Source organism: Stenotrophomonas sp. Bg11-02 (assembly GCF_002836635.1).
GTDB classification, from domain to species: domain Bacteria; phylum Pseudomonadota; class Gammaproteobacteria; order Xanthomonadales; family Xanthomonadaceae; genus Stenotrophomonas; species Stenotrophomonas lacuserhaii.
Genome location: NZ_PJAY01000070.1, coordinates 1 through 17,377, shown reverse-complemented (window position 1 = coordinate 17,377; position 17,377 = coordinate 1). Strand labels below are relative to the sequence as shown.

At 66.4% G+C, this 17,377-nt stretch carries 14 protein-coding genes; 7 read left to right on the top strand and 7 right to left on the bottom strand.

Features of this window, described 5'->3' with window-relative positions:
- Nucleotides 1–52 precede the first annotated feature (52 nt).
- From atpG to CXG43_RS17205, 5 genes are all read left to right on the top strand, one after another.
- Nucleotides 53–916 carry a F0F1 ATP synthase subunit gamma gene (gene atpG / locus CXG43_RS17225; protein WP_042614573.1) on the top strand — a complete coding sequence of 288 codons (864 nt, stop codon included), beginning with the start codon at nt 53–55 and terminating at the stop codon, nt 914–916.
- 37 nt (nt 917–953) lie between these two features.
- Nucleotides 954–2,360: a F0F1 ATP synthase subunit beta gene (gene atpD / locus CXG43_RS17220; protein ID WP_042614574.1), complete on the top strand. Its 1,407-nt coding sequence runs from the start codon at nt 954–956 to the stop codon at nt 2,358–2,360.
- A 113-nt stretch (nt 2,361–2,473) separates the two neighbouring features.
- Nucleotides 2,474–2,896 (top strand): F0F1 ATP synthase subunit epsilon, encoded by a 423-nt coding sequence (locus CXG43_RS17215; RefSeq protein WP_042614575.1) that lies wholly within the window; start codon nt 2,474–2,476, stop codon nt 2,894–2,896.
- A gap of 197 nt (nt 2,897–3,093) precedes the next feature.
- The gene (gene aroQ / locus CXG43_RS17210; RefSeq protein ID WP_101101210.1) at nt 3,094–3,642 is read left to right on the top strand and encodes a gamma subclass chorismate mutase AroQ; all 549 of its coding nucleotides are present in this window, start codon (nt 3,094–3,096) and stop codon (nt 3,640–3,642) included.
- Between the two features lie 15 nt (nt 3,643–3,657).
- Nucleotides 3,658–5,859 carry a YfhO family protein gene (locus CXG43_RS17205; RefSeq protein ID WP_232767860.1) on the top strand — a complete coding sequence of 734 codons (2,202 nt, stop codon included), beginning with the start codon at nt 3,658–3,660 and terminating at the stop codon, nt 5,857–5,859.
- A gap of 109 nt (nt 5,860–5,968) precedes the next feature.
- On the opposite strand, the gene CXG43_RS17200 is transcribed toward CXG43_RS17205, so the two are convergent.
- A complete protein-coding gene (locus tag CXG43_RS17200; protein WP_101101207.1) occupies nt 5,969–6,352 on the bottom strand; it encodes a GtrA family protein in 384 nt (127 codons plus the stop codon).
- An 82-nt stretch (nt 6,353–6,434) separates the two neighbouring features.
- Between CXG43_RS17200 and glmU the strand changes: the two genes are divergently transcribed.
- Entirely contained in the window at nt 6,435–7,802 is a 1,368-nt protein-coding gene (gene glmU / locus CXG43_RS17195) for a bifunctional UDP-N-acetylglucosamine diphosphorylase/glucosamine-1-phosphate N-acetyltransferase GlmU (RefSeq protein WP_101101204.1), read from the top strand.
- A 49-nt stretch (nt 7,803–7,851) separates the two neighbouring features.
- Here the strand turns inward: glmU and CXG43_RS17190 are convergent, their stop codons facing one another.
- The 6 genes from CXG43_RS17190 to CXG43_RS17165 form a co-directional block, all read right to left on the bottom strand.
- Entirely contained in the window at nt 7,852–9,198 is a 1,347-nt protein-coding gene (locus CXG43_RS17190; RefSeq protein WP_101101202.1) for an ATP-binding protein, read from the bottom strand.
- Nucleotides 9,195–10,538 (bottom strand): sigma-54 dependent transcriptional regulator, encoded by a 1,344-nt coding sequence (locus CXG43_RS17185; RefSeq protein WP_101101200.1) that lies wholly within the window; start codon nt 10,536–10,538, stop codon nt 9,195–9,197. The genes CXG43_RS17190 and CXG43_RS17185 overlap by 4 nt, the downstream gene beginning before the upstream one ends.
- 111 nt (nt 10,539–10,649) lie before the next feature.
- Complete coding sequence (locus CXG43_RS17180; protein WP_101101198.1) at nt 10,650–11,864, bottom strand: FtsX-like permease family protein; 1,215 nt, start codon at nt 11,862–11,864, stop codon at nt 10,650–10,652.
- Nucleotides 11,865–11,885: 21 nt separating this feature from the next.
- Nucleotides 11,886–13,190, bottom strand: coding sequence for an ABC transporter permease (locus CXG43_RS17175; RefSeq protein ID WP_101101196.1), 1,305 nt, complete (start codon nt 13,188–13,190; stop codon nt 11,886–11,888).
- Between the two features lie 8 nt (nt 13,191–13,198).
- Nucleotides 13,199–13,915, bottom strand: a complete 717-nt coding sequence (locus tag CXG43_RS17170; protein ID WP_042614582.1) for an ABC transporter ATP-binding protein — start codon at nt 13,913–13,915, stop codon at nt 13,199–13,201.
- A 30-nt stretch (nt 13,916–13,945) separates the two neighbouring features.
- Nucleotides 13,946–15,223, bottom strand: coding sequence for an efflux RND transporter periplasmic adaptor subunit (locus CXG43_RS17165; protein WP_042614583.1), 1,278 nt, complete (start codon nt 15,221–15,223; stop codon nt 13,946–13,948).
- Between the two features lie 204 nt (nt 15,224–15,427).
- Here CXG43_RS17165 and glmS point away from each other — a divergent pair, with 204 nt between their 5' ends.
- On the top strand, nt 15,428–17,266 hold the full coding sequence (gene glmS, locus CXG43_RS17160; protein WP_101101194.1) for a glutamine--fructose-6-phosphate transaminase (isomerizing): 1,839 nt from the start codon (nt 15,428–15,430) through the stop codon (nt 17,264–17,266).
- Nucleotides 17,267–17,377: the final 111 nt, after the last annotated feature.

The following is a 17,377-nucleotide window of genomic DNA, read 5'->3' as shown; positions in this document are numbered from 1 at the left end:
ACGTGGAGCGGGGCAGGTCCCCGCTCTACCGTTGAACATACGGGAATAAGAGATGGCAAGCGGACGCGAAATCAAAACCAAGATCAAGAGCGTGCAGAACACCCGCAAGGTGACGCGCGCGCTCGAGATGGTCTCGGCCTCCAAGATCCGCAAGGCGCAGGAGCGGATGAAGACATCGCGTCCGTACGCGCAGGCGATGAAGCAGGTGATCGGTCACCTGGCCCAGGCCAGCACCGATTACCAGCATGCGTTCCTGGTCGAGCGTGAACAGGTCAAGCGCGTGGGCTACATCGTGATCTCGTCGGATCGCGGCCTGGCCGGCGGCCTGAACAACAACCTGTTCCGCAAGACGCTGGGCGAAGCCCGTGCCTGGCAGGAAAAGGGTGCCGAAGTGGACATGGTGACGATCGGCCAGAAGGCATCGACCTTCTTCCGTCGCATCAAGGTCAACATGGTCGGCAGCGTGACCCACCTGGGTGACGTGCCGCGCCTGGAATCGCTGATCGGCGTGATCAAGGTGATGCTCGATGCGTTCACCGAGGGCAAGGTCGACCGCGTGTACCTGGTGTACAACCGCTTCGTCAACACCATGACCCAGACCGCCAGCTTCGACCAGCTGCTGCCGTTGCCGGCCGCTGAGAAGCAGGTCGCGCACCACGACTGGGACTACCTGTACGAACCCGATGCCGCGACCGTGCTGGAGCACGTGATGACGCGTTACATCGAGTCACTGGTGTACCAGGCCGTGCTGGAAAACGTGGCCTCCGAGCATGCGGCACGCATGGTGGCGATGAAGGCGGCCAGCGACAACGCGAACAAGCTGATCGGAACCCTGCAGCTGGTCTACAACAAGGCCCGCCAGGCAGCGATCACCCAGGAAATCTCCGAAATCGTCGGCGGCGCAGCAGCAGTTTGACGCGCACGTCCAAAGCACAAATCTAGAGGATGCAGCAATGAGTCAGGGCAAGATCGTTCAGATCATCGGCGCGGTCGTCGACGTCGAGTTCCCCCGTGAGTCGGTTCCGAAGGTGTATGACGCACTGAAGGTCGACAACACCGAAATCACCCTCGAAGTCCAGCAGCAGCTGGGCGACGGCGTGGTCCGCTGCATCGCCCTCGGTTCCACCGATGGCCTGAAGCGCAACCTGGTCGCCACCAACACCGAACGCGGCATTTCCGTGCCGGTCGGCCCGGGCACCCTGGGTCGCATCATGGACGTGCTGGGTCGCCCGATCGACGAAGCCGGCCCGGTTGCCGCCAGCGACACGTGGGAAATCCACCGTGCCGCACCGTCGTACGAAGACCAGTCCCCGGCCACCGAGCTGCTGGAAACCGGCATCAAGGTCATCGACCTGATGTGCCCGTTCGCCAAGGGCGGCAAGGTCGGCCTGTTCGGCGGCGCCGGCGTCGGCAAGACCGTCAACATGATGGAACTGATCAACAACATCGCCAAGGCGCACAGCGGTCTGTCCGTGTTCGCCGGCGTGGGTGAGCGTACCCGTGAGGGCAACGACTTCTACCACGAGATGAAGGATTCCAACGTCCTGGACAAGGTCGCGATGGTGTACGGCCAGATGAACGAGCCGCCGGGCAACCGCCTGCGCGTCGCGCTGACCGGCCTGACCATGGCCGAGTACTTCCGCGACGAGAAGGACGCGTCGGGCAAGGGCAAGGACGTGCTGCTGTTCGTCGACAACATCTACCGCTACACCCTGGCCGGTACCGAAGTGTCGGCACTGCTGGGCCGCATGCCGTCGGCCGTGGGCTACCAGCCCACCCTGGCCGAGGAAATGGGCGTCCTGCAGGAGCGCATCACCTCCACCAAGAACGGCTCGATCACCTCGATCCAGGCTGTCTACGTGCCGGCCGATGACTTGACCGATCCGTCGCCGGCGACCACCTTCGCCCATCTGGATTCGACCGTGACCCTGTCGCGTTCGATCGCCTCGCTGGGTATCTACCCGGCGGTGGATCCGCTGGATTCCACCAGCCGCCAGATGGATCCGCTGGTCATCGGCCACGAGCATTACGACACCGCCCAGCGCGTCCAGCAGACCCTGCAGAAGTACAAGGAACTGAAGGACATCATCGCCATCCTGGGCATGGACGAACTGTCCGAAGAAGACAAGCAGGCCGTGACCCGCGCCCGCAAGATCGAGCGCTTCTTCAGCCAGCCGTTCCACGTGGCCGAAGTGTTCACCGGTTCGCCGGGCAAGTACGTGTCGCTGAAGGACACCATCCGTGGCTTCAAGGCCATCGTCGATGGTGAGTACGACCACCTGCCGGAGCAGGCGTTCTACATGGTCGGCGGCATCGAAGAAGCGGTCGAAAAGGCCAAGAAGATGGCCGAAAAGGCCTGATCCGGATCGGGCGGGAGCGATCCTGCCCGACCTGACACCGGCGCTGGACACCCGTCCGCGCCGTGGCTCCTCCCCGGTGGCATCGTGCCGCCGCGAACAGTGAAGAGATTTGCATGAGCACGATCCGTTGCGACATCGTCAGCGCCGAGCAGGAAATCTTCCGGGGTGAAGCGACCCTGGTCGTGGCCACCGGTGAGCTGGGCGAACTGGGCATCGCGCCCAAGCACGCACCGCTGATCACCCGCCTCAAGCCGGGCAAGATCGTGGTGACCCAGGCCAATGGCGAGCAGCTGGACTTCTTCATCTCCGGCGGCATCCTGGAAGTGCAGCCGCAGGTGGTTACCGTGCTGGCTGACACCGCGATCCGCGCGCAGGATATCGATGAAGCATCGGTGCGCAAGGCCAAGGAAGAAGCCGAGCGCATGCTGGCCAACCGTGGTGAAGGCATGGAGATCGCCGAGGCCCAGCAGAAGCTGGCCGAAGTGACTGCCCAGCTGCAGGCGCTGGAGCGCCTGCGCAAGAACCTGAAGCACTGAACCCCTGGGTGGGTCCGGTGGGTGACGGCCGTTGGTCGTCACGCTCCGTCTCCGCTTGTTGTTCCGACGCCGGCCCTGTGCCGGCGTTTGTATTTTCCGCGCATTGCCGATGATGCCTGCCGAACTGTGCGCCGGTTCCTCGTGCTGGCGACCCAAGGTGTTCACCCTGTGTGCTTCTTTCTTCCGGAAGGTGCGCCATGCCTGTTCTCAACTGCTGCCGGGCAGTGCTTCTCGCCACGTTGCTGCCTGCCGCCGTGCAGGCCACCCCGATGGATCGCTTCGTTGCTGTCGCCGCCGAGCGCAATGCCATCGCGCATCAGGTGGCGGCGTTCAAGTACCCGGCCGCGCGCCCGGTGGAAGATCCCGTCCGCGAAGCACAGGTGCTGCAGGACAAGCGTGTCCGGGCGACTCAGCTCGGCCTGGACGCGGAGGCGGTCGTGCACTTCTACCGCCAGCTGATCGAGGCCAACAAGCTGATCCAGCACGTGGCGTTCCATCGCTATGCGGCAGGCGAGGTGCCGGCGCCGACGCCTTCGCTGGAGGAACTGCGCGGCATGATCGACGTGGCGGACGAAACGCTGCTCGCGCTTTGGCCCGGCATCGCCCCGCAACGCGGCCAGCCGGGCTGCACGAAGACGGTCGCCGAAGCGGTGGATCACAGCATGCAGGAGGCCGTCGGGCATGTCGCGCTGGTGCGGGCTATGATTGATCTTTGCCGCCCCGAGGCTGGCGGCAGGCGCCGATAAGGCAAGGAGAGCAGGGTGCAGCAGACTATCGGCGCGGTTTCGGTCACCGACCGCTGGACCCGTGCAACCGCGACGCCGGCTTTCGCCTGGTGCGTCCTGTGGCTGGTGCTGTGCCTGCCATGGCTGCTCGGCGTCTGGACGATTCCCTTCGATGCCGTCCAGCAGTTTTTCCCTGCGGTGAGCTTCACCGCCCAGCAGCTGCTGCTGGGGGACGTCCCCTGGTGGAATCCGTACCTGCATGGCGGCTATCCGCAGCTGGCCGACCCGCAGATGATGACCCTTCAGCCGACCGTGGTGCTGCCGATGCTGCTGGCGCCTGCCTCGCTGCACTGGTTCACGGTGGTGATCCTGCTGCATGTGCTGGTGGCGGGGCTGGGGGCGTTGAAACTTGCGGCAACCCAGGGCCTGCAGCGGTTGCCGCAGCTGATGTTCGCACTGGTGTTCCTGTTCGGCGGGGTCGCGGCGGCGCGCCTGCAGCACACCCCGATGATCGTCAGTTACTGCCTGCTGCCTTGGCTGTGGCTGGCGCTGGACCAGCTGCGCCGTCATCTGCACTGGCGCCATGCCGTGCTGGCCGGCGTTGTCGGCGGACTGAGTGCGCTGCAGCTGACCCAGGTCACCTACCTGATCGTGCTGGCGTGTGCGGTGTATACGATGGCGGCTATCGCGATGGCGCGCGCACGGCGCACCCGACTGTGCCTGCAGCTTGCGGCGGTAGGCGCGATTGCCGCGGCGATCAGTGCCCCGCAATGGCTGTCCACGTTCGCGTGGCTGGCCCATACCAACCGTGATGGGGTGTCACTGCAGGCCGCCCTGCCGGGCGCCATCCACTGGCAGTCCCTTGTCACGCTGCTGTCCGGCAACGTGTTCGAACAAGGGCGCGGCGACAGCTGGGCCTTCGGGGATATCACCACCGACTATCTGTACATGGGCGCGGTGCCGTTGGCGGTGTGGCTCGCATGGGGTGGCGCGGTGGTGCGCAGCGATCCACGCGGCGCGCGCATCGCGCTGGCGGTCTTCGTGCTGGCCGTGCTGTTCGCGCTGGGCGGTGCCACGCCCCTGTTCCCGTGGCTGTTCGGCTGGCTGCCGGGGCTGGACCTGTTCCGTCGCCCGTCCGATGGATTGTTCCTCGCCGTCCCGGCGGCGGCATGGCTGTCCGCGCATGCGCTGCAGTCGGCCCTGCAGCGCGATCCGTTGCGCCCGCACCTGCCCTCGCTGCTGGTGGTGGTCCTGCTGGCCATCGCCGGTGCGTGGCTGGTGCTGGGCAGTGGACGCCTGCAGGGGGCGGCGTGGCTGGCAATCAGCGTCGCCATCGGGGCGGTCGCGGTGCGTCAGTTGATACGCCACCGGTCGCCCTCGCGCTGGCTGCTGGGATTGATGCTGCTGGACCTGCTGATCTTCAACGTCAGCACGTCGTTCAACGCGCGCAGCGCCACCCGTCCGGTGCTGACCGCAACGCGGCCCGGCCCGGCGCAGAGTGCGTACCAGCTGTTGTCCGCCCAGCGCAGCGAAGGCCTGCCGGAACGCGCACTGGCCTTCGGCGTCGGGCCGTTGACCAATGGTGCGGCCGTGCATGGGTTGGCATTGGCCAATGGCTACAATCCCTTGCTCGACCGCCGCGCGCTGCAGATGCTCGGCATGCCCGGCGATCCGCTCGACAGCGTGCAGCAGAAACCGGAAACGCCATGGACGCCGGACTTCGATGCGCCGCTTTACGATCTGATCGGCGTGCGCTGGGTGCTGGCACCGACCGCGTTCCCGGGTTCGCATGCCTACGACGCCGAACTGCAGGTAATGCAACGTGACAGCATGCTGCCGCGGATGCTCAACCCCACGGCAGTGCATCGTCATGACGAAGACCTGCCGCCTGCCGCGGCCTTCAACCGGACCGACTTCAACAGCACGGTCTGGCTGCCTGGCGCTACGCAGGCGGCGTGTGCCGATGCCGGTGCGGGCACGCTGCAGGTGGGCGCGACGGTCTACCGGGCCAGCGGGCTGAGCGTGCAGGTGGACGCGGCCGCGCCGGCTTGGCTGGTGGTCAATGAGGTGTCCGCTCCGGGCTGGCAGGCCAGCGTGGATGGGGCGGCAACCCCGCTGATGCGCGCCAACGGGCTGTTCCGTGCGGTCTGCGTACCGGCCGGTCGCCACCAGGTGGCATTCCGTTTCAGTCCGCTGCAGTTATGGCGCGATGGACTGGGGCAGCGCCTCGGCCGCTGAGCATCGCCTGACCGATGCCGCCGACCATGGGTCGGCGCTACCGGGGCGAGACCATCTAACGGAGTGGTAGCGCCGACCCATGGTCGGCGAGCGCAGCGGGCGGGGCAGGTCAGCGGAACACCAGGCGCCGCATCAGCAGGAACGACAGCCCGGCCAGCCCACCTTCCACCAGCGGCTTTGCCAACCATGCGTACTTCAGCCCCAATGCTTGATCTGCTGCAGTGACCAGTACGGTGCTGAGCACGGTGAGCACGGCCCACAGTGCGATGAAACGGCCAAAGCGCTTCCATCCCAGCCGTTGCTTGCCGGCATCGGCAAAGGTGTAGCGTCCGTTGAGCCAGAAGCCCAACAGCATCCCGCAGGCGCGTGCGATCACGTTGCCCGGCACCACCGGCACGCCCAACGCGGTCACGGCGACGAACACGCACCAGTCCAGCAGCAGCTGGAGCAGGCCGACGATGAGGTAGGAGCCACCTTGGCGGAGCAGGGTCATGGACGGAAGATGCAGGATGCGTGAGTCATGTTAACGGCGGCCGTTCTAGAATGTCGCGAAACCATCGCGGACCCCTTTTTCCATGACCCAAGCCCTGCACGTCATCATCCTCGCCGCTGGCGCCGGCAAGCGCATGAAGTCCGTATTGCCGAAGGTGCTGCAGCCGGTGGCTGGACAACCCATGCTGGCCCACGTGATCGCCACCGCACGCGAGCTGAAGCCGGATGCGATCCACATCGTGTACGGCCATGGCGGTGATGCCGTGCGCGCGCATTTTTCCAGCCAGCCCGACCTTCTGTGGGCCGAGCAGGCGCAGCAGCTGGGCACCGGACATGCCGTGGCGCAGGCGATGCCGGAGGTGCCGGACGCCGCGCAGGTGCTGGTGCTGTACGGCGATGTGCCGCTGATCCGTGCGCAGACCCTGCGCGAGCTGCTGGACCAGCCCGGCCGGTTGGCGGTGCTGGCGGCGGAAATGGACAACCCGACCGGCTACGGACGCATCGTGCGCGATGCCGAGGGCAAGGTCGGCTCGATCGTGGAGCAGAAGGACGCCAGCGAGGAACAGCGCCGGATCCGCACCATCAATACGGGCATCATCACCGCCGAGTCCACCGCGCTGCGTCGCTGGCTGTCGCAGCTGTCCAATGCCAACGCGCAGGGCGAGTACTACCTGACCGACGTGTTCGCCTTTGCCGCCAACGAGTACACCGCTGCGGACATGACCCTGGTCGCCGATCCGCAGGACGCCGAAGGGGCCAATGATCCGTGGCAGCTGGCGCAGCTGGAACGGGCCTGGCAACAGCGCGCGGTGCGTGCGCTGTGCGTGCAGGGCGCGCGCGTGCTGGACCCCGCCCGGGTTGATATCCGGGGCGAGGTGATCGTCGGCCGCGACGTGCAGATCGATGTCAACGTGATCCTGGAAGGTCGCGTGGAACTGGGCGATGGGGTCAGCATTGGGCCCTTCACGCGGCTCAAGGACGTCACCCTGGGCCCGGGCACCACCGTGCTGGCCCACTGCGACGTGGAGGGCGTAGTGGCCGAAGGCGCTGCGCACATCGGGCCGTTCGCGCGGCTGCGCCCCGGCACCGTGCTGGCCGACGGCGTGCACGTGGGCAACTTCGTGGAAACCAAGAAGATCCGCATGGGCGTGGGCAGCAAGGCCAACCATCTGAGCTACCTGGGCGATGCGGTCATCGGCAGCAAGGTCAACATCGGCGCCGGCACCATCACCTGCAACTACGACGGCGTGAACAAGTCGCAGACCACGATCGGCGACAACGCCTTCATCGGCTCCAACAGTTCGTTGGTGGCGCCAGTGCTGGTGGGCGAGGGCGCGACCATCGCCGCGGGATCGGTGATCACCCGCACCGCGCCGGATGGCCAGCTGACCGTGGCGCGGGCACGCCAGCAGGTGGTCGAAGGCTGGCAGCGGCCGCAGAAGAAATCCTGAGCGGTTCCCGGCACGCCCGGCAGCGCCGGGCCATGCTCGGCGTCGCGGGTCAGTTCTGCGGCAACAACAGCGACACGCACAGGCCGCCTTCGGTGCGGTTCTGCAGCGCGATGCGACCGCCGTGCGCTTCCACGATCTCGCGGGTCAACGCCAGCCCCAGGCCGGTGCCGTTGCGCTTGGTGGAATAGAAGGGCGTCAGTGCGTTCTGCAGCACGGCCTCGTTCATGCCCTTGCCGCGATCCAGTACGTCCAGCCGCAGCCACTGCGGCAGGCGGGTGACCTTGACCCGCACGTCGTCGTTGGGCGGGTCGGCGTCGGCGCAGGCTTCGTGCGCATTCTTGACCAGGTTCAGCAGCGCCTGGCCGAGCTGGGCGATGTCGACCCGGCTGTGCAGGTCTTCATCCAGCGCGTCCATCTGGAACGGAATCTGCTGCTGCAGGCTGGCCAGGAACGGTGCCCAGTGCACCGTCTGCAGCTGCGGCTGCGGCAACTTGGCAAACCGCGCGTAGCCGCGGATGAAGCCCTCCAGATGGCGTGCGCGGTCTTCGATGGTAGAGAAGATCTCCGGCAGGCGGTCGAAGCGTTCACGCTTGACCAGTTCACCGCCGGAGTGCGCCAGGGACGCAATGGGAGCCAATGAATTATTGAGCTCGTGGCTTATCACGCGGATGACTTTTTTCCAGGTCTGTACTTCCTGCCGGCGAAGTTCGGCGGTGAGCAGGCGGATCAGCAGCAGGTCGTGCGGTCGTCCATTGAGATGGAAGGCGCGTCGCGATAGATGGTAGATCTGCTCGTCTTCCTCGTCCTCGCTGTCCTCTTCGCGCACCGCGAACAGGCTGTCACCGCCGCGCGAGATGGCATCGCGCAGGGCGATCGGCATCTGTTCCAGCAGTTCGGCCAAGCGCTGTCCTTCAAGCTTGAACCCGCCGTGCAGCAGCTTGCGCGCGGCCAGGTTGGAGAACACCACACGCTGCAGCCCATCACCGCCGGCCGCCAGCAGCAGCATCGCCACCGGGGTGTTCTGCACCATCGTGTCCAGCAGCAGTTCGCGTTGCACCAGCGATTGCCGCTGTTCACGCAGCACGTCGCCCAGTTCGCGGTGCGCCTCCACCAGATGGCCCAGCTCGTCCTGCGCCGACCAGTGCACGCTGAAGTTGAACTCGCCGTCCTTGTAGCTGCTGACCACGCCGGACAGCGCGCGCATCAGCGAGCGGACCGGTGCGATGGCGCGGTTCAGGCTGAACCACATCAGCGCCAGCAGCACGATTCCCGACAGGATGGCCACGCCCCAACCGTGGTCCATCCAATACGCCAGCAGCCACGGCAGTGCCGCTGCAAGGGCCAATACCGGCAGCAGGCGCAGGAACAGCTGGAAGGTGAAGGAGCGTTGCTTCATTCGCGCGGAATGCCGAAGCGGTCCATGCGCCGGTACAGGGCCTGCCGGCTCAGCCCCAGCTCGGCAGCGGCCTGGGCGATGATGCCGTGGTTGCTGGCCAACGCGCCTTCGATGCGCTGGCGGTCGGGGTCGATCATCGCGCCGGCGCCACGCGGGGCGGCGGGCGCGCGCGGCAGGTTGAGGTCGGCCACTTCGATGCGGTTGCCGATGGCCAGCAGTTCGGCGCGCTGGATCACGTTGCGCAGTTCGCGTACGTTGCCTGGCCAGGGGTGGCGCTGCAATGCCGTGCGCGCAGCGGCGGACAGTGGTTTGTCAGCTGCCAGGAAGTGCTCGGCCAGCGGCACGATATCGCCGGGCCGCTCGGCCAGTGGCGGCAGCGTCAGCTCGACAGTGTTGAGCCGGTAATACAGGTCTTCGCGGAAGCTGCCCTCGCGGATCATCGCGCCCAGGTCGGCATTGGTGGCGCTGACCACGCGCACCTTGACCTGGCGTTCGCGGTTGGAGCCGAGCCGTTCGAAGCGGCCGGTTTCCAGCACGCGCAGCAGCTTCATCTGGCCGCCCAGCGGCAGGTTGCCGATCTCGTCCAGGAACAGCGTGCCACCGTCGGCGGCCTCGAATTTTCCTTCGCGCGCCTTGTTGGCTCCGGTGTAGGCACCTGCCTCGGCACCGAACAGTTCCGCTTCGATCAGCTCGGCCGGCAATGCGCCACAGTTGACCGTCACGAACGGGCCCTTCGCCGCCGCGGAATTGGCTTGGATGATCTGCGCGATCTTTTCCTTGCCGGCGCCGTTCGGGCCGGTGATGAGCACGGGCAGCGCCGACCGCGCGACCTGGCAGGCCAGCGCGATCACGCGCTCGCTGGCAGGATCGGCGAAGACCGCACCGCACAGATCGTAGCGTTGCTCCAGGGCGCTGCGCTGGCGCTGCTCGCGTTGACGCCGACGATCCAGCTCGCTGCGCGCCTCGGACAGTTCCAGCAGGTTGTTGACCGTGGTCAGCAGCTTGCGGTCATCCCACGGCTTGGGCAGATAGTCGGCCGCGCCGGCCTTCACCAGCTCCACCGCCGTGCCGAGGTGGGTCCACGCGGTCAGCAGGATCACCGGCAGGTCCGGATGGGCTTGGCGGATGCGGGCGAACAATGCCTCACCTTCTTCGCCGGAGGTGGTGTCCTCGGTGAAGTTCATGTCCTGGATCACCAGGTCCACCGGATGGTCGCGCAGCAGCGCGAGCCCCTGTTCCGGCGACGTCGCCTGCAGGGTATCGATGTCGTGCAGCGAGAACAGCACGTCCAGCGCGGTGGCCACGCTGGTGTTGTCGTCGATGATCAGGATCGCGGGCATGCGGCAGCTTCAGTTGGCGCCGAGCCGTGCTCGGCCGAATGCAGGCGCCGGGCAGGGCACGGCGCTACGGACATCATGGCAGCAGGATATACAAGCCGGGGCGGGTATGCCTCAGCTGCCGCGGGTGGCCACCGCCGGCGGTACTGCGGCGGCGCGCCGTGCCGGCCCGAACACCGCCACCTGGCCCAGCAGCCACAGCAGCACCGCGCCCACCGGCAGGTAGACCAGCGGCATGCGTGGCAGCTCGTAGGTGTTCATCAGCGCCAGGTTGATCGCGTAGGCGGCCAGCATGCCCAGCACGATACCCACCGTGGCCAGCAGGAAGTTCTCGGTCTGGAAGTAGCGCAGGATCTGTCCCCGCGTCGCACCCAGTGCGCGGCGGATGCCGATCTGCTTGCTGCGCTGCTGCACCCAGAAGCTGGCCAGGCCGACGATGCCCAGCGCGGTCACTACCAGCAGGGCCACGCACACGGTGATCAGCAGGCCGACCATCGCCCGGTCGTTCTTGAAGTAGCTGTCACGCTGCTCTTCGTAGGTGAGCTTCTCGCGCACCAGCCGGTTCGGATCGTTGCGTTCCAGCGCCGCCAACGCAGCGCTCAGCACTTCCTGCCGGCGCTGCGGATCGGTACGCAGCAGGTACAGCCCCTCAGTGAACGCGGTACGCATCGGCAGCAGCAAGGACATGTCGGTGTTGTCGTCCCAACCGGTAGGCGTCGCCAGATACTCCACCACGCCCACCACATGCACCGGCTGGGTGCCGATGTAGAAGGTCTTGCCGACAGCGGACGTGCCCGGCGACAGCCGGTCGGCAGCGGCCTTGCTGAAGATGCCCGCCACGGCCTTGTCGTTGGGGAAGGCCTTCATGGCTTCTTCGCGATCGACGAATTCGCCGGGCTGGAAGTCACGTCCGGCCACCAGGTTCAACCCCAGCGTAGGCAGCGCGTTTTCGTTGACGTAGTACATGGTGGAATGGATGGTCGGCTTTTCCTGTTCGGGCGTGAGCGAGATACCGCTGTTGGACGAACTGGTGCGGAACGGCAGCTGGCTGGCCCGGGTCACGCTGGTGACGCCGGGGATCGCGCGCAGCGATGCCAGATCTTCGCGGGTGCGCGCCATGGCATCGGTCTGCTTGCCGATGCCACTGACCCGCACGACCACCAGTTCTTTTTCGGCCAGGCCGCTGGGCTGGCTGATTTTCTCGACGCGCTGGCTGACCAGGAACAGCGCATTGCAGACGATGGCGCAGGTCAGTGCGACTTCAAGCACGATCAGCGAGGCGGCGGTCTTGTGCCGGCGCAGCGTGCTGAGGATGGGGCGGATGTCCATGGTGATTCCTCGTTGACGTGCTTACTGCGACTTGAGCTGGATGGCCGGGGTGACCTGCATGGCGCGCCACGCTGGCAGCATGCCGGCGGCCAGGCTGGCGAACAGGGTCAGGCCGATGGCCAGCACCAGCATGCTGCCGTCCAGATGGGCGAGCTTTGCGTATTCCACCGGCTGCTGGCGCACGGCATACAGGCCGATCAACGCCAGTACGATGCCCAGCAATCCGCCGGCCACGCCGACCGCGCCCGCTTCCACCACGCACTGCAGGAAGATCTGGCCACGGCTGGCACCGAGGGCGCGGCGCACGCCGATCTCGCCGCTGCGGCGCAGGAACTTGGCCAGCAACAGGCCGACGGTGTTGATCAGGCATACCACCAGGAAGCCGAGGGCCAGCCAGACCTGCAGGCGCACGTCACTGGGAACGGCTTTCTTGTAGTCCAGCCATTCCATCACGCTGGAAAGGCGGGTATTGGCCGGGCGCTGGAATCGACCCGCTGCCCGCTGCTGGTCCGAATAGTTGACCAGGTACTGGCGGAAGTCATCGGCCTTGGCCGGGTCCAGTTCGACCCAGTACTGCAGCCAGGTGCAGGGGGCGTTGAGGTCGGAGCTGGAGCCGTCCGGGGAGCCGTCGCCGAAGCAGTTCATGTTGCCCGTGCTGCCCATCTTCAGGTCGACCGACGTGGAGAACGGCATCAGCACGTCTTCTTCCTGGCCGTAGGCGCTGAAGGACAGGTCGAAGAAGCGCGGCTGGGGCTGCCAGGCCTTCAGCACGCCGACCACGCGCAGCGAATGGCCACTGACGGTCAGGTTGCGGCCTACGCTGTTGGCACCGTTGAACACCTTGTCGTTGAGCGCCTTGGACAGCACCACCACCCGACCGCGTCCCTCGTCGTCGGCGGCGGTCCAGGGGTTGCCGTACTGGAACGGCACCTCGAACATGGGGAAGAAGTCGGCCGAGGTGTAGCGCGAATCCACCGAGAACGGCTTCAGCGTGCTGCTCTCCGGCACGATCGTGGCGCCGCCGGCGGTCATCACGGCCTGGCGCTGCGCGCGTTTGTCACGCAGCAGCGCCTCCGCATCGAAGCGGGTCATCTGTTCTTCGGGCTCTTCACCGGGGACATACCCCGACTTCGGGCGCGGATCCAGCTGCACGTAGAACAGGCGGTCGCTCTTGCCCGGGATCGGATCGCCGGACAGTACGTGGAAGACCGTCAGGGTGGTCATCGAAGCGCCGATGCCCAGTGCGATGGCCACCACCATCAAGGCGGTCAGCACCTTGTTGCGGCGGAAGCTGCGTACGGCCAGGCGGACGTAGTAAGCGAACATGGCCGACCTCACTCGTTGACAGCGGCGATGCGCCGCGCGGTGGCCAGCACCGGCTCGCGCAGCAGGTCGGTCACCTGGCCGTCCACGATGTGCACGTTGCGCTGCGCACGCGCGGCCAGTTCCGGATCGTGGGTGACCATCACGATGGTGGTGCCGGCGGCATTGATTTCCTCCAGCAACTCCATCACCCCACGCGCCATGGTGCTGTCCAGGTTGCCGGTCGGCTCATCGGCCAGCAGCAGGCGCGGGCTGCCGGCCAGTGCGCGGGCGATCGCCGCGCGCTGCTGCTGGCCGCCGGACAGCTCACTGGGATAGTGCTTCATGCGCGAGCCCAGGCCGACCTGGCTCAACGCCTTTTCAATGCGCTCGCGGCGTTCGGCCGCGGACATGCCGCGGTAGCGCAGTGGCACATCGACGTTGTCGAACAGGTTGAGGTCGGGGATCAGGTTGAAGCCCTGGAAGATGAAGCCGATCTTCTGGTTGCGCAGGCGGCTGCGCGCATCGTCGCCGAGCTTGCTGACATCCTGGCCATCGAGCAGGTAGGTGCCGCTGGTGAAGGTTTCCAGAAGGCCGGCGATGTTGAGGAACGTGGTCTTGCCCGAGCCGGACGGACCGGTCACGGCGACGAACTCGCCCTCGTTGACCAGCAGGTCAAGCGAACGCAGGGCATGGGTTTCCACCTGTTCGGTGCGGAACACTTTGGCGACAGCGCGCATCTCAAGCATGGTTCTCTCCAGATTCGGTAAGGGGTGGTGTCAGTTGATGGAAACGCGCTCGGCGTCCTTGAACAGGTCGCTGCCGGCGACCACGATGCGATCTCCCGGCTGCACGCCGGACAGGATCTCCACTTCACCCAGGCTGCTCACGCCCAGCTGCACGGGGCGGCGCACGGCGGTGCTGCCGTCCATGACGTAAGCATTGCCGGTGCCCTGTTCGACGAACGGGCCACGCTCCACCTTCAGCACGTCCTTGCGCGTATCCAGCAGCACGCGCACGGACATGCGCTGGCTCTGGCGCAGGCCGGCCGGCTGCTTGTCGGCGAAGCGCACGCGGGCATTGACCTCGCCGTTGACCACCTCCGGCGACACCGCGCTGATCTCTCCGGCGAACGGCTGGCCGCTGCCGCTGGTCAGCTGCGCCGGCATGCCGATCGCCAGGTCGCGGGCGAAGCTTTCCGGCACCTTGATCTCGATTTCAAAATTGGACAGGTCGACCACGCCCAGCACCGGCGCATTGGCGACCAGGTTGGTGTGCTGCACCGCCTGCACCTGGCCGACCTGGCCGTCGAACGGTGCGCGCAGGGTCAGCGCGTCCACTTGGCGCTTGACCTCGGCCACCACCGCGCGCTGGCGGTCGGCCAGCAGGCGCTTGTTGCGCGCGTCCAGGTCGGCGCCCTGGCCCTGCAGCCGGGTGTCGGCCTGGGCGTTCACCAGGTTGATGTCGGCTTTCTTCAAGGCGTCCTGCGCGCGTGCCAGGTCGATCTGCGGCACCGCGCCGCCGTCGAAACCACGCTGGTAGCGCTGCAGGTCGCGCTCGGCGGCGACTTTCTCGATGCCGGCCTGGTCGGTGTCCTTGCGCGATTTGGCGCGGGTCAGGGTGGCATCCAGTGCGGCACGGCTGGATTCGGCTTCCAGCCCGGCCAGGGTGGCCTCTTCCTGTGCCAGCTTGCTGCGCAGTTCCGGACTGTCTATCAAGGCCAGCTCCTGGCCCTTCTTGACCACGTCACCGGCCACCACCTTCAGCGTGACCGTGCCGGCGGAGATCGCGTACAGGACCGGGCTGTTGGCCGCGATCACCCGGCCGTCGGCGGCGATGTCGCGCACCAGGTCGCCGCGCTCCACCTGCGCGATGCGCACCCGGCTGCTGTCGAACGAGCGGCTGGCGTTGAGCCAGCCATGCACGGCAAAGGCAATGCCAGCCAGCACCAGCAGCGCGGCGAGCGCCGGCCAGCGGTAACGGCGCCAGGTGCTGGCGGCCGAACCGGGCGTGGCGGTGGAAACGATCTGGTCCTGGGCAGAAGTGTCACGGATCATCGAAGGGCCTGGGTGGTCGGACTGCCTGTAGGGAAGCAGGGAGCATGCCAACTTTTCATCCCTTTACGATCAAGCAGTTGTGATTTCCGCGCGGGTGTCCGTGTGTCCGCGGACAGGCGCGCGGACACTTTCGTTAAGCGGCCAGGCGGCCAGGGCGGACAGCCACGCTAGAATGTGCGGATCAACACCAAGGGATGCGGGACTATGTGCGGAATCGTGGGTGCGATCGCTGATCGCGATGTGGTGCCGGTGCTCATCGAAGGCCTGAAGCGGCTGGAATACCGCGGCTACGATTCGTCGGGCATCGCCGTGCTTGAGCCTGGAGACCAAGCGGAGATCCGCCGCGTACGCCGCACCGGGCGCGTTTCGGAGATGGCCTCTGCCGCCGGTGCCGAAGGCTTCAACAGCGTGCTCGGCATCGGGCATACGCGCTGGGCAACCCATGGCGGCGTCACCGAGGCCAACGCCCACCCGCACATCAGCGACGGCGTGGCGCTGGTGCACAACGGCATCATTGAAAACCACGAAGCGCAGCGCGAGAAACTGCGCGCGCTGGGCTACGTGTTCGAATCGCAGACCGATACCGAAGTCATCGCCCACCTGATGCACCATCACCTCAAGGATGGCGGAAGCCTGCTGTCCGCGCTGCAGCGCACGGTCAAGGAACTGACCGGCGCCTATGCGCTGGCGGTGATGAGCCGGGCCGAGCCGGAGCACTTCGTCTGCGCCCGCATGGGCTGCCCGCTGCTGGTTGGCCTGGGCGAAGGCGAGAATTTCGTCGCCTCCGATGTATCGGCGATCATTTCCTCCACGCGCCGGGTGATCTTCCTTGAAGAGGGCGACACCGCCGACGTGCGCCGCGATGGCGTGCAGGTGTATGACGCGCATGACCAGCCGATCGATCGTGGCGAGCACCTGTCCGATGTCTCGCTGGCCTCGCTGGAACTCGGTCCGTATCGCCATTTCATGCAGAAGGAAGTGCATGAGCAGCCGCGCGCGCTGGGCGATACCATCGAAGCGGCGATCGACGCGGGTGGATTCCCGGCCGAACTGTTCGGCAAGAACGCCGAAGCGGTGCTGTCGGGCATCACCGGAGTGCAGATCCTGGCCTGTGGCACCAGCTACTACGCCGGCATGACCGCGCGTTACTGGATCGAATCGATCGCCGGCCTGCCGTGCAACGTGGAGATCGCCAGCGAATACCGCTACCGCGCTGCGTACGCGGATCCGAAGCACCTGGTGGTTACCCTTTCCCAGTCCGGCGAAACGCTGGATACGATGGAAGCGCTCAAGTACGCCAAGTCACTGGGACACCTGCACACGCTGTCCATCTGCAACGTGCCGGAAAGTGCGATCCCGCGCGCCAGCGAGCTGGTCTGCTACACCCGGGCCGGTGCCGAAATCGGCGTGGCCTCGACCAAGGCGTTCACCACCCAGCTGGCGGCGCTGTTCCAGCTGACCGTAGTGCTGGGCAAGCTGCATGGGCGTGTCGATGCCGCCCAGGAAGCGGACTACCTGGAGCAGCTGCGTTTCCTGCCGGGCAGCGTGCAGCATGCGCTGAACATGGAGCCGCAGATCGCCGCGTGGGCCGAGCGCTTCGCACGCAAGAGCAGCGCGCTGTTCCTGGGGCGCGGCCTGCATTACCCGATCGCGCTGGAAGGTGCGCTCAAGCTGAAGGAAATCACCTATATCCACGCCGAGGCCTACCCGGCCGGCGAACTCAAGCACGGCCCGCTGGCGCTGGTGGACGAAGACATGCCGGTGGTGGTGATCGCGCCCAACGACAGCCTGCTGGAGAAGGTGAAATCCAACATGCAGGAAGTGCGCGCGCGTGGTGGCGAGCTGTTCGTGTTCGCCGACCAGGACAGCCACTTCGTCGAATCCGAAGGCGTGCACGTTATCCGCACGCCGCGCCATGCCGGTGTGCTGAGCCCGATCGTGCACACCATCCCGGTGCAGCTGCTGGCGTACCACACCGCCTTGGCGCGCGGCACCGACGTGGACAAGCCACGCAACCTGGCCAAGAGCGTAACGGTCGAGTAAATCCCGGAGGCGGGACGGAAAGAGACCTCCTCGCGGGTGGCTGGTATTTGAAGCCACAGCTGGGGGTGGGCCGGGCGGGGAGGCTGTGCGGGGCACGCGCAAGTACGTCCA

Coding starts and splice junctions, on each gene's coding strand:
- CXG43_RS17165 (WP_042614583.1), bottom strand. CDS start 15,223: ATGATCCGTGACACTTCTGCCCAGGACCAGATCGTTTCCACCGCCACG.
- CXG43_RS17175 (WP_101101196.1), bottom strand. CDS start 13,190: ATGTTCGCTTACTACGTCCGCCTGGCCGTACGCAGCTTCCGCCGCAAC.
- atpG (WP_042614573.1), top strand. CDS start 53: ATGGCAAGCGGACGCGAAATCAAAACCAAGATCAAGAGCGTGCAGAAC.
- CXG43_RS17170 (WP_042614582.1), bottom strand. CDS start 13,915: ATGCTTGAGATGCGCGCTGTCGCCAAAGTGTTCCGCACCGAACAGGTG.
- CXG43_RS17185 (WP_101101200.1), bottom strand. CDS start 10,538: ATGCCCGCGATCCTGATCATCGACGACAACACCAGCGTGGCCACCGCG.
- aroQ (WP_101101210.1), top strand. CDS start 3,094: ATGCCTGTTCTCAACTGCTGCCGGGCAGTGCTTCTCGCCACGTTGCTG.
- glmU (WP_101101204.1), top strand. CDS start 6,435: ATGACCCAAGCCCTGCACGTCATCATCCTCGCCGCTGGCGCCGGCAAG.
- CXG43_RS17190 (WP_101101202.1), bottom strand. CDS start 9,198: ATGAAGCAACGCTCCTTCACCTTCCAGCTGTTCCTGCGCCTGCTGCCG.
- glmS (WP_101101194.1), top strand. CDS start 15,428: ATGTGCGGAATCGTGGGTGCGATCGCTGATCGCGATGTGGTGCCGGTG.
- atpD (WP_042614574.1), top strand. CDS start 954: ATGAGTCAGGGCAAGATCGTTCAGATCATCGGCGCGGTCGTCGACGTC.
- CXG43_RS17200 (WP_101101207.1), bottom strand. CDS start 6,352: ATGACCCTGCTCCGCCAAGGTGGCTCCTACCTCATCGTCGGCCTGCTC.
- CXG43_RS17180 (WP_101101198.1), bottom strand. CDS start 11,864: ATGGACATCCGCCCCATCCTCAGCACGCTGCGCCGGCACAAGACCGCC.
- CXG43_RS17215 (WP_042614575.1), top strand. CDS start 2,474: ATGAGCACGATCCGTTGCGACATCGTCAGCGCCGAGCAGGAAATCTTC.